The organism is Rhizobium sp. Leaf341 (assembly GCF_001424325.1).
Lineage (GTDB): Bacteria > Pseudomonadota > Alphaproteobacteria > Rhizobiales > Rhizobiaceae > Ferranicluibacter.
The window spans coordinates 1,148,890-1,159,811 of sequence record NZ_LMPE01000003.1 but is presented as its reverse complement, the minus strand read 5'-3'; the positions used below and the strand labels follow the sequence as shown (position 1 = coordinate 1,159,811).

Genomic DNA, 10,922 nt, shown 5'->3' with positions numbered 1-10,922 from the left:
CGCAACCAGACAGACAATCCAAAAACCCCCGGGCCAAAAGGTCCGGGGGTTTTTGCGTTCCAAATGCCAGGAAAATGGTCAGACCACGTCGCCTTGTGCTGATGGCAGCCACAGAACGAGAGACAGAGGATGCTGCGGCCGACAGACTGATCTCCGGGGGAGGAGCCGCACGCCGTGTCCTCCCCGATGCCTCAGGTGTCTACGGCGTCTCGTTGCTCCCGCCCCCAAGCAGACGCGCCGCGTCCAGCAAGGGCGTGATCACAGGATTGGGAAAGCGCCGCTTGACCGTCACGGCGTAAAAGGATTCGATCATGCCGGGCAGGGCGTCAAAGGCCACGAGGCTTCCCATCTCCAGCTCGCCCTTCACCACGATCGGCGGCAAAACCGCCAGCCCAACCCCCTCCCGAGCCAGAAGACGCATCATCGCCATGTCGTCAACCTCCGCCGCAATCTGGGGCTTCGCCCAGGTTACAGGCACTGCGATCGCTACGACGTTGTCGACCCATCCGCTCCTTAAATTCGGAGGCGTTTGAAACGGTTACCGCATGAGCCACACTGCTGCTCGACTTAAGCTACATCCTGCGAGTGCTCGCCATCTCACTCTCATAACCACGGGTGCACGCCGTGACAAAGACGTTGTCTTCGCGCTGATGTCTGGCAAGATGTATCGCGCAAATAATCCGGCACCTGGAGTAGGGCGGCGAGCCGCATCAGTCTTCTGCGTCAATGCTCTCGCAAGAGGGTTGTATTGGGGTTGGACTCTCTCCGTCTAAGGACGCAACATAGCGCGGCTCGTTCATCTCTTATGTGTGCTTCGTCGCAGCTATGACGACTTTTGATCTCTGGAACGCGTCATACGGAAGCGTGCGGTCATAAATGATCAATCTCATCTGTTCGGCATATGGCACGCCCTTTGTCGAGACTGTTGGTATGCATCCGCTCGCCCATTCCGAGCAGCCAGCGCGACGAAGCTCTTGAGCGTGGTACTCAAACGCTAGACCACGGTCGCGCGGACTGTTTCCGCTGATCCGATGAAAGAGACCATGCCTCAGATCTGAGTCCGGCAGGTTCTTGTGATCATTCTCGCTCCGGCGACATCGCCTCACGGACACTTCTCGGAAGTTGCGTCACGGAACGCAGGCCACTTGATCGGAGGTGCCGAATCCGAGCGCTCCATCACGCGCCTTTTGTTCCTACCTCACTCTTTTCGAGAAGGCCTCCCCAGCCAAAGCTGCCTTTGCGCCGGATGCCGGCGTATTGGTGAGGTCCTGCGGAACGCTGCTGGCGAACCGTCGCGCGTTTAAGTCCGTGAGCGCGCGAACGATTTCTGTCGTAGGACTTCCGTCTAACAGACGGACACGCGCTAGTTTCGATCTCTGATGTTATAGAAGACCATGACTCCAACTCCCCACAGCATAAGGCCAATTGCAAAGATCAGCAGGGTATTGAGCAGTCGGCTGGGATAGAGAGCGAGCTGCGGCAGGGTCGGTTTGACCACGATGGCCATGTATCGATCGCGAGAAGACGCTTCGATCTTTGCTTTCTCGAGACCTGCGAGAGCCGCCGTATACGCCTTTTCGGAAAAGCCGCGCTCGGTTTCCAGCTTCTCGTAGTTTTCCAGGCGGCCTGCAACATCCGCTGTGTCATCGGCGCTGATGCGTCCCATCTTTGCTGACTGGCCGTCCCCGAAACGGTCCCGCTCTCGCCGAAGCTGTTGTTCGAGGCTGGCGATCTGCGAGTTCAACACCTTCACGCGCGGCGAATCTTCCGACATCTGGGAGCGGGCGACACTGAGTTCGGTCTTGGCCGTCGAAAGTTGCTGTTCGAGCGTCGCAACGATTTGCGCAGCCAGCTTGGCGCCTTCCGTCGGGTCAGCTTCCTGCATGACGTTCCGGAACTTGCGAACCTCGACCTGTGCGTTCCCCAGTCGGATTTCCGCCTTCACGACGGCATTTTCGGCATCCCGCAGAACTTCGGATTTTGCAGCGTCGGAGACGCTGTTCACGAGTTTCTCGCTCTGATCGACGATGAAACGCGACAGGGTCTGAGAGGACGCTGGATCGAACGCCTTGACGTTCAGGTTCAGAACGCCGGAGGATTGGTCGAAATTGATGGAGACCATCCGCTTCCAGTACTGGATTTTCTCTTCGATGGTCATGTCGTGGCCGAGGCCGTAGAAAAAATCGTGTCCGCGCGGTGCAAACACCTTCTCTAGATCGAACGCCTGATCCGCCGCCTGAACCATCTCCGGTCCGAGCACATAATCCAGCAACATGTAGGAATCGCTGACGGTGCTCGTACCGGTGGCCTGGGTAAAGATGCCCATCAGGTCCGCCGGCTGCGACGCCTCGAGACTACGGACAGAAAATGCGGTCGTGCTGTGATACTGGTCGGCAGCGACGAACATCATATAGGCGCCGGCGATGATCGTAGGAACGAGCACGGCGCAGAAGAACGTCGCGGCGATCACGATATGGCGGAGTTTGAGCCGCGCACGGGGGCGGTCCAGCGCCGTGCTGTCCTGCGATGGCTCCGGCTCGATCTCGATCGGCGGCCGCTCGACCACCGGGGGCTTCATCTCGAGCAGGCCCTTCAGCAACATCAAGTGCCGCGGCTTGCCCTGTCCCGAAGAGTTGGCTGCAGCGTTCGCGGAAGCATCGCCTGCCTTTGCAGTAATCACCGATAGGACCTCGCCATGTTTTCCTCGTGCACGCGAACTGCGTCAGCCAAGTCTTCATAATAGGTAAGCGAGCCGCCTTCAAGAACCACGCCGGAATGGCAGTAATCTTTCAGGGTCGGTGTGCTGTGAGAAACCATGATCACATCCGAACCCTTTAAACGCTCTTTAAAGACCTGATGCGACTTTCGTTTGAAATTGGTATCGCCGACGGCCGTCACCTCATCGACGAGATAGTAATCGAACTTCACGCCCATGCTGATCCCGAAAGCCAGACGCGCTTTCATCCCGGATGAATACGTCTGCACGGGCGCCCTGAAAAATGCGCCAAGCTCGGCGAAGTCCCGGACATATTCGACGAGGCTCTCGGTATCGACACCGTAGATCCGGGCGACGAACCGGACATTCTGCTCACCGCTCAGGCTTCCCTGGAAGCTCCCCGAGAAACCGAGGGGCCACGACACCTTTGCATCCCGCCTGACGCTGCCCTTGTCGAGATGCAGGGTGCCGGCGATGATCTGCAGCAGTGTCGATTTGCCCGCCCCATTGCGGCCCAGCAGCGCAAGGCTTCTGCCGCGCGGAATCGTGAAGCTGACGTCGTTCAGGATCGTTTTCGTAACGCCCTTGGCCTTGGCAAATTTGGTTGCCCGTTCAAGCTGTATCATGATCGCCTCGGCATCTGGAGTCTTGACGAAATGCCATATCGAGAGCCTGCATCGTCAAAAGCCGGTCATCCTTGGAAGCTGCGGGATGGTCCAGCACGCAAATAGGGATCGGCGCACGACCTTGGTTAGCTGCATTCATATCAATGGGCGAGCCAGCTCTTCGACATCGTGGCATATGTCACGCAGCTCGAGGAGCGATATAGCGGTTAAATCGCGGCAAAATCAAGGTGCTGGTCGCCGCGCCGGATGTCTGTGCGTCGGATGGGCGCGGCAACCATCTGTGTCTTTTGGAAGATCCTTCCGATCTTGCCTGCCGCACGCCCATCCGAAGGCTTGCGGCAGGGCTCCGACCTCCCAGGCTCCGTGTCTCGGGCCCCTTGTCCCCGGCCCCTTTTCTCAGGCCCCTTGGACGCCCGCCACCGGGGCGCGCCGGTTGGTGATGCGCAGGATCGTGTAGCCCAGCAGTCCCGCGATCAGCGAGCCGATGAGAATGCCCACCTTGACGCGGTCCTGCATGTCGGGATCGGAAAAGGCCAGGAGGCCGATGAAGAGGCTCATGGTAAAGCCGATGCCGCAGACCAGCGAAACGCCGAGGGTCTGGCCCCAGCTCGCCTTTGCCGGGAGATCCGCAAGATTCATCTTCACCAGAATGAAGACGGTTCCGAACACGCCGATGCACTTTCCGAGCACCAGCCCCATCGCGACGCCGAGTGTGACCGGCTCAGCAAGCGTCGAAAAGGTGATGTGCGCGAACGACACGCCGGCATTCGCAAAACCGAAGATCGGCACGATGATGAAGGCAACAGGCTTGTGGAGAGCATGCTCCAGCCGGTGCAGGGGCGAGGTGTCCGGAGTGGCTTCCGGCGTGCCGGGCGTACGGCGGATCGGGATCGTAAGCGCAAGGATGACTCCCGCGAGTGTCGCATGGACGCCTGATGCGAAGACGAGTATCCAGAGCACCGCGCCCAAGGCGAGATAGGGCAGAAGGCGCTGCACGCCGGTTCGGTTGAGGGCAATCAGCGCACCGATCACCAAGGCGGCCCCGCCGAGTGCCATCACGTTCATGCCCGACGTGTAGAACAGAGCGATGATCACAACGGCTCCGAGGTCATCGATGATCGCGAGTGCGGCCAGGAAGATTTTCAGCGATGCCGGCACGCGCGGGCCCAGCAGCGAGAGGACTCCGAGCGCAAAGGCGATATCCGTCGCGGACGGAACAGCCCAGCCATGCACGGCCACGGGATCACGATAGTTGAAGGCGATGTAGATCAATGCAGGGATCGCCATGCCGCCCGCAGCGGCGGCACCGGGAAGAATGCGTCGGCTCCAGGTCGAGAGCTGCCCATCGAGAAGCTCGCGTTTGATCTCAAGTCCGACCAGCAGGAAAAAGGCGGCCATCAACAGGTCGTTGATCCAGTGCTGAAGGCTCAAGGGCCCGATCGTGATGTGCAGGGCGCCAAAATAGGCCTCTGCCAGGGGGGAGTTCGCCGTGAGAATGGCAAGCAGCGCGATGCCCATCAGCAGAAGGCCACTCGACGTTTCATTGTCGAGAAACGCGCGGACGGTGGACTGGATACGGCCTTTGGAGACGAGGGAGGCGGAATGTTTGCTCATGGGTTTGGCACCTCGAAAAAGGTTGGATATTATCTCCGTAGGTTTTCGGGAAGCCGAGGGCGCACGCAGCACACGCCCACATGTCTTATACCGGCCGGCGTGCTGGAGAACCAGTCTTTTTGGGAACCAGCAAGGTGAATGACCAAAAAACAAGCAGATTTTCAGATTGACTGTATTCGGTCCTGAGCGTAGCCTCGCTTTAATCCTGGCGGAAGACGCCGACGGCAATAGAGCCCCGAAAATCGCTTTCCGCGACTCGGGGCTTTTTTGTTTCCGGACGCCTCTTTGACCCGTCATCATGCTGGGACGCCGGTAAGGGGTGATTGATCTTGAACCAGACGAGCAGGCACAATAACCGGTTGGGGGTGCAGCAACGATGAGCCGCACCGCCATTCCTGTTTCCATCTTGTATTCGACCACAGGGCCCTATGCGGCTCTCGGCCGGGACGCGGTGGACGGAGCGATGGCGGCCATTGCAGAGGTCAACATCGACAGGGCCTCCCGCTTTTCGATCGTCGCCACGATCGATGATCCCGGCGGTCGTGCCGAAGACTACGCCGTTCTCGCAGACGCTGCGATCCGGACGCGCCAGTGTCGCCATATCATCGGCACGATAACGTCCTGGAGCCGCAAGGAGGTTCTTCCCGTTGTCGAACGGCATGGCGCGCTTCTCTGGTATGCCTTTCCCTATGAGGGCTACGAGGCGAGCAACAGCGCCGTCTATCTCGGTGCCTGCCCGAACCAGCATCTGTTGCCCTTGTTCGACCATGTCCTGCCGCGCTACGGGCGGCGGGCCTTTATCGTCGGATCCAATTATATTTGGGGCTGGGAAATCAGCCGCATTGCCCGCGAACGCACGGAATCATTCGGCGGGCAAATTGTCTCGGACCGCTACGTTCCGCTCGGCTCGACCGAGGTTGATCACCTTATTGCCGAGATCAGCCAGAAGAAGCCGGATTTCATCCTCAGCAACCTGGTTGGCCAGTCCGCGAGCGCTTTCATTTCCGCCTATGGCGAATACCGAAAAAACACGACGGACGCGTCGCCGATCGTCGCCTGCAACATGTCAGAAATCGACCTCGAAGGCCTCCCCACCTTTGCCCGCCACGGACATCTGTCCACCTCGATCTATTTCGATCGACTGGAAACGCCCGAAAACAGGGCATTCAAGGCGCGCATGACAGAGCGACACGGTTCCGGACGACGCATCACCACGCCCTTCCTGTCGGCCTATACGGCGATGTCGATCCTGACACGCGCCATTTCAGACGCGGGCACCGACGCGCCGGACGCGATCTGCAAGATCATAACCGCTCGAAGCTTCGACACGCCGGCTGGGCCTATTCGGATCGACCGGAAAACACATCATGCAGCGCTGCGGCCGCATCTGGGTCTGTCCAACGAAACGGGCGGCTTCACACTGCTTCAAAGCGCCGAGGAAGCCGTCGTCGCCGATCCCTTTCTCGTGCATGCCGGACTGAGGTCCGATCCACCGGGCGTTCCCGCCACCCTGAAGGTGGTCAAATGACGCGTCGCATTCGGCCGCCCCTTGCAGAATGGCATGCCGTGATCCTGCATCGGGAGCATCCTCTCGTGGACGCGCTTCGACGCCAGCTCGAACTCCTGCAGATCCGGGTGACGGTCTGCTGGCCGCATCTCGATGAGGCGCAGGCATCAGCAGACGTCGTTTTCTTCGATGCCGACATGGGACATGACGGACAGTTTCCCTGGCCGCGGGGTCTTGCTCCCATGCCCATCATCGCGCTGATCGGCTCGGAAGCGCCCGGACGGATCGAATGGGCGCTGGACCAGGGCTCCAACGCGCATCTGCTCAAGCCGATCGGGTCGACCGGTGCCTATAGCGCGTTGCTCATCGCGGCACATGCCTATCAGCAGGTTCGTGCCCAGGCCGATGACATCCGCGTGCTGGAGGATCGGCTGCGTCAGCGCCCCATTGTCGTTCGCGCCATTCTGCACCTGCTCCAGAACGAAGGCGGCAACGAGGCTGCGGCGTGGAAGCACCTGCGCTCGGTTGCCATGAATTGGGGCATGACCATCGAAGACGCGGCGGAAGCCATCTGCCGCAACGACAAGCGCACCCGCAGCGGTGCCTGAAAAGAACGAGGAGAGGGATAAAATGGACTTCATCGAGGGTTTCGCGCCCTATGGCGACTATCAGACCTGGTATCGGGTGACCGGCGACCTGTCGTCGCCAAAGCCGCCTCTGATCGTTGCACATGGCGGCCCAGGCTGCACGCATGATTATGTCGACAGTTTCAAGGACATTGCCGGGACCGGCCGCGCTGTCATCCATTACGACCAGGTCGGAAACGGGCAGTCGACCCATCTTCCGGAAAAAGGCGCAGATTTCTGGACTGTGCCCTTCTTCAAGGCCGAGCTTCACAACCTGATTGATCACCTCGGGATCCGCCAGGCCTACTGCCTGCTCGGACAGTCATGGGGCGGCATGCTCGGCGCGGAATTTGCCGTCGATCAGCCGGAGGGCCTACAGGCGCTCATCATCGCCAATTCGCCGGCGTCCATGCATACCTGGATTTCGGAGGCCAACCGGCTGCGCCGGGAGTTGCCCGAGGCCGTGCAGGCAACGCTGCTGAAGCACGAGCAGGCGGAAACGACGGACAGCGCGGATTACATGGCGGCGACCGACGTCTTCAACCAGCGACACGTCTGCCGCGTCGTGCCCATTCCGCCGGAGGTCCAGCGCACGTTCGATGCGATTGCATCGGATCCGACCGTCTACCACACGATGAACGGCCCCAACGAGTTTCATGTCATCGGCACGATGAAAGACTGGTCGATCGTCGGACGGCTGTCCGCCATTGCGGTACCGACGCTCCTTATTTCCGGCCGGTTCGACGAAGCAACGGAAGCCTGCGTTCAACCCTATGCCGATGAGATCCCCGACGTGCGCTGGACGATTTTCGAACGGTCCAGCCACATGCCGCATGTCGAGGAACGGCAGGAGACGATGGCCGTCGTGAAGGCCTTTCTCGAAGAAAAGGCACCTTGAGATCGACACAGCAACCGACTGCAGGAAACGCGACCGCATCATAACAAGGGAACGACGCTCATGACCATGCATCTGAAACAGCTTACCCGACAGGCCGGCGCGATGCTCGCGACGTGCCTCCTCGCCCAAACGGCGCTTGGCGGCGTCGCCGTTGCGCAGGATCGTGCGGCCCTTATGAACGCGCATCGCGGCGGAACCATTACGCTCGCCGCCGTCTCGGCTGCCGGCACTGTTGATCCGATGATCAACTACACGGCCCAGTTCTGGCAGATTTTCCAGATGACCTATGATGGTCTCGTCAAGTTCAAACAGGCAGGCGGCGCCGAGGGGTTCGAGATCGTGCCCGCACTCGCCGAGGAGGTGCCGAAGCCGACGAACGACGGCAAGACCTATGTCTTCAAGATCCGCAAGGGCATCAAGTTCTCGAATGGCAAGGAGGTCACCCCCACAGACGTCGTGGCCTCGTTCCAGCGCATCTTCAAGATCAAGGGACCGACGACGGGCAGCTTCTACAACGGCATTGTCGGCGCCGACAAATGCATCGCCGACGCCGCCTCCTGCACGCTTGAAGGCGGCGTGACCGGCGACGACGCGGCCGGTACGGTGACCGTCAATCTTGTCGCGCCGGACGCCGAAATCTTTTCGAAGCTTGCCGTCCCGCACGCCTCGATCGTGCCGGCCGATACGCCTCTCACCGACGCCGGCACGACGCCGATCCCGGGCACTGGGGCCTATATGATCGCCAGCTACGACCCAAATTCGGAAATGGTGCTGAAACGTAACCCGTCTTTTAAGGAATGGAGCGTCGATGCCCAGCCGGACGGCTATGCCGACGAGGTCGTCTACAAGTTCGGCCTGACCGAGGAAGCGGCGATCAACGCCATCATCAATGGCCAGATCGACTGGATGTTCGACACGCCGCCTTCTGATCGCCTGCCTGAAATCGGTGCGAAATATGCCAGCCAGGTCCATATCGATCCTCTGGCTGCGTTCTGGTACGCGCCGATGAACACCAACCTTGCGCCTTTCGACAATGTGAAGGTTCGCCAGGCGGTCAACTATGCGCTGGACCGCGATGCGCTGGTCGGCCTTTTCGGCGGCGATGTTCTTGGCCAGCCGGTCTGCCAGATCCTGCCGCCGGATTTCCCGGGCCACGTCGACAGCTGCCTCTATACGAAGTCGCCGGGCGAAACCTGGTCCGAACCGGACATAGAGAAGGCGCAGGCGCTGGTGGACGAGAGTGGAACCAAGGGCCAGAAGGTCACGGTGATCGCCGAGGACAATGCCGTCGCGCGGGGCATCGGCACCTATATCGCCAGCGTTCTGACCGAACTCGGCTACGACGCCTCGATGAAGGCGATCTCGCCGAACATCCAGTTCACCTATATCCAGAACACCAACAACAACGTCCAGATCAGCGTCAGCCAGTGGTACCAGGACTATCCGGCTGCCTCCAACTTCCTGAACGTGCTGCTGTCCTGCAGTTCGTTCAACAAGGGGTCTGATGCCTCCATCAACATTGCCGGCTACTGCAACAAGGAGCTGGACGCCAAGATGAAGCAGGCCATGATCACGGCGCTCACCGATCAGGACGCCGCAAACGCCATCTGGGCCGACGTGGACAAGGGGTTCATGGAACAGGCGCCCATTGCCCCGCTCTTCACGCCGAAGAGCGTGAACTTCACCTCCGCCCGCCTTGGGAACTACGTCTTCAACAAGCAGAACCGCTGGATCATTTCTCACTCCTGGGTGAAGTAATTCCTGCCACTGAGCCAGCCAATGCCGGTGGCATGGGGCGTATTCTTCCCATGCCACCGGAAATTCCCGCCAAGATCGCGCGGTTCCCGGCCGCCAGACGCCTGCAGGACATGTCATGAGCATCTCGTCCGACATCGCTTCCACAGAAGCTTACGTTCCCGACGTGCCGCCCTTTGATCTCGAGGAGGACGCCGTCCGGGGATCGGGGGCAGGGCCCTGGCGCCGGGCCTGGCTGCTCATGCGGCGCGACAAGCCGACGATCATCGCGGCCGTCGTGCTCGTTCTTGTGGTCCTTTCCAGTCTGTCGGCACCGCTTTATGCCGAATATGTTGCCGCGAGCGACCCGTTCCGCTCAAACCTCTCCGCCCGCATTACGATCGATGGCAAGCGGGTCAAGGTGATGCAGGCGTCCACGGAGGGGCTCGGTCTCGGCGTTACCCCGATCGGCCCAACCTACGGGACGCAGTATTTCCTCGGGGCGGATACCCAAGGGCGCGACGTCGCCGCCCGGCTTCTTTACGGCGGGCGAAACTCGCTGTTGATCGCCACGTCCGCGACCGCCATCTGTCTTGTGCTAGCTGCGATCATCGGCATCACCGCGGGCTTCTTCGGCGGCATCACCGACCAGATCCTCTCGCGCATCCTCGACATCCTCTGGGCTTTCCCGGTCTATCTTCTCGCCATATCGCTCTCCATCGTGCTCCTGTCGCACGGCATCGTCATCGGGCCGCTTGAGATCACGGGAGACAGCCTGTTGCTGCCCATCGTCATCATCGGCATCATCTATGTTCCCTATGTCGCGCGCCCCGTCCGCGGTCGGGTGATGGCGTTGAAGCGAAGCGAGTTCGTGCTGGCGGCCACCGGTCTCGGTATTCCCGCCTGGCGCATTCTCGTGAACGACATCCTGCCCAACGTGTCCACGATGCTCATCGTCTTCGTGCCACTGATGATGGCACTCAACATCATCACGGAGTCCTCGCTTTCCTTCCTGTCGATCGGCGTGCAGGCGCCGGATGCGAGCTGGGGCACGATCATTCAGGACGGGCAAACGCTGCTCTACACCCGCCCCGCGGTCGCGCTGGCCCCGGGCATCGCCATCGCATTGACCGTTCTGTCGCTGAACGTGCTCGGCGACAGCATCCGCGATGCGCTCGACCCGCGCACGAAACTGGCCTGA

General features: G+C 60.5%; 9 protein-coding genes. 5 read left to right on the top strand and 4 right to left on the bottom strand.

The window, feature by feature from the left end; genetic code table 11:
- Positions 1–199: 199 nt before the first annotated feature.
- The 4 genes from ASG03_RS07045 to nhaA all read right to left on the bottom strand — a co-directional run bounded on the left by ASG03_RS07045 (position 200) and on the right by nhaA (position 4,956).
- Complete coding sequence (locus ASG03_RS07045; protein WP_338012388.1) at positions 200–478, bottom strand: LysR substrate-binding domain-containing protein; 279 nt, start codon at positions 476–478, stop codon at positions 200–202.
- A gap of 885 nt (positions 479–1,363) precedes the next feature.
- Complete coding sequence (locus ASG03_RS07040; protein ID WP_062692992.1) at positions 1,364–2,680, bottom strand: hypothetical protein; 1,317 nt, start codon at positions 2,678–2,680, stop codon at positions 1,364–1,366.
- Positions 2,677–3,342, bottom strand: coding sequence for an ABC transporter ATP-binding protein (locus tag ASG03_RS07035; protein ID WP_062692991.1), 666 nt, complete (start codon positions 3,340–3,342; stop codon positions 2,677–2,679). The genes ASG03_RS07040 and ASG03_RS07035 overlap by 4 nt, the downstream gene beginning before the upstream one ends.
- A 396-nt stretch (positions 3,343–3,738) precedes the next feature.
- The gene (nhaA, locus tag ASG03_RS07030; protein ID WP_062692990.1) at positions 3,739–4,956 is read right to left on the bottom strand and encodes a Na+/H+ antiporter NhaA; all 1,218 of its coding nucleotides are present in this window, start codon (positions 4,954–4,956) and stop codon (positions 3,739–3,741) included.
- A 376-nt stretch (positions 4,957–5,332) separates the two neighbouring features.
- Here nhaA and ASG03_RS07025 point away from each other — a divergent pair, with 376 nt between their 5' ends.
- From ASG03_RS07025 to ASG03_RS07005, 5 genes are all read left to right on the top strand, one after another.
- Positions 5,333–6,484 carry a transporter substrate-binding protein gene (locus ASG03_RS07025; RefSeq protein ID WP_062692989.1) on the top strand — a complete coding sequence of 384 codons (1,152 nt, stop codon included), beginning with the start codon at positions 5,333–5,335 and terminating at the stop codon, positions 6,482–6,484.
- Positions 6,481–7,071 carry an ANTAR domain-containing response regulator gene (locus tag ASG03_RS07020; RefSeq protein WP_062692988.1) on the top strand — a complete coding sequence of 197 codons (591 nt, stop codon included), beginning with the start codon at positions 6,481–6,483 and terminating at the stop codon, positions 7,069–7,071. Before ASG03_RS07025 ends, ASG03_RS07020 begins: the two co-directional genes overlap by 4 nt.
- Before the next feature lie 22 nt (positions 7,072–7,093).
- The gene (locus ASG03_RS07015) at positions 7,094–7,987 is read left to right on the top strand and encodes a proline iminopeptidase-family hydrolase (RefSeq protein ID WP_062692987.1); all 894 of its coding nucleotides are present in this window, start codon (positions 7,094–7,096) and stop codon (positions 7,985–7,987) included.
- Positions 7,988–8,047: 60 nt separating this feature from the next.
- On the top strand, positions 8,048–9,745 hold the full coding sequence (locus ASG03_RS07010; RefSeq protein ID WP_244475175.1) for an ABC transporter substrate-binding protein: 1,698 nt from the start codon (positions 8,048–8,050) through the stop codon (positions 9,743–9,745).
- A gap of 115 nt (positions 9,746–9,860) precedes the next feature.
- Entirely contained in the window at positions 9,861–10,922 is a 1,062-nt protein-coding gene (locus ASG03_RS07005; protein WP_082475571.1) for an ABC transporter permease, read from the top strand.

What these genes read in the sequence shown, in the direction of transcription:
- ASG03_RS07035 (WP_062692991.1), bottom strand. Translation starts at nt 3,342, where the DNA reads ATGATACAGCTTGAACGGGCAACCAAATTTGCCAAGGCCAAGGGCGTT.
- nhaA (WP_062692990.1), bottom strand. Translation starts at nt 4,956, where the DNA reads ATGAGCAAACATTCCGCCTCCCTCGTCTCCAAAGGCCGTATCCAGTCC.
- ASG03_RS07025 (WP_062692989.1), top strand. Translation starts at nt 5,333, where the DNA reads ATGAGCCGCACCGCCATTCCTGTTTCCATCTTGTATTCGACCACAGGG.
- ASG03_RS07020 (WP_062692988.1), top strand. Translation starts at nt 6,481, where the DNA reads ATGACGCGTCGCATTCGGCCGCCCCTTGCAGAATGGCATGCCGTGATC.
- ASG03_RS07015 (WP_062692987.1), top strand. Translation starts at nt 7,094, where the DNA reads ATGGACTTCATCGAGGGTTTCGCGCCCTATGGCGACTATCAGACCTGG.
- ASG03_RS07010 (WP_244475175.1), top strand. Translation starts at nt 8,048, where the DNA reads ATGACCATGCATCTGAAACAGCTTACCCGACAGGCCGGCGCGATGCTC.
- ASG03_RS07005 (WP_082475571.1), top strand. Translation starts at nt 9,861, where the DNA reads ATGAGCATCTCGTCCGACATCGCTTCCACAGAAGCTTACGTTCCCGAC.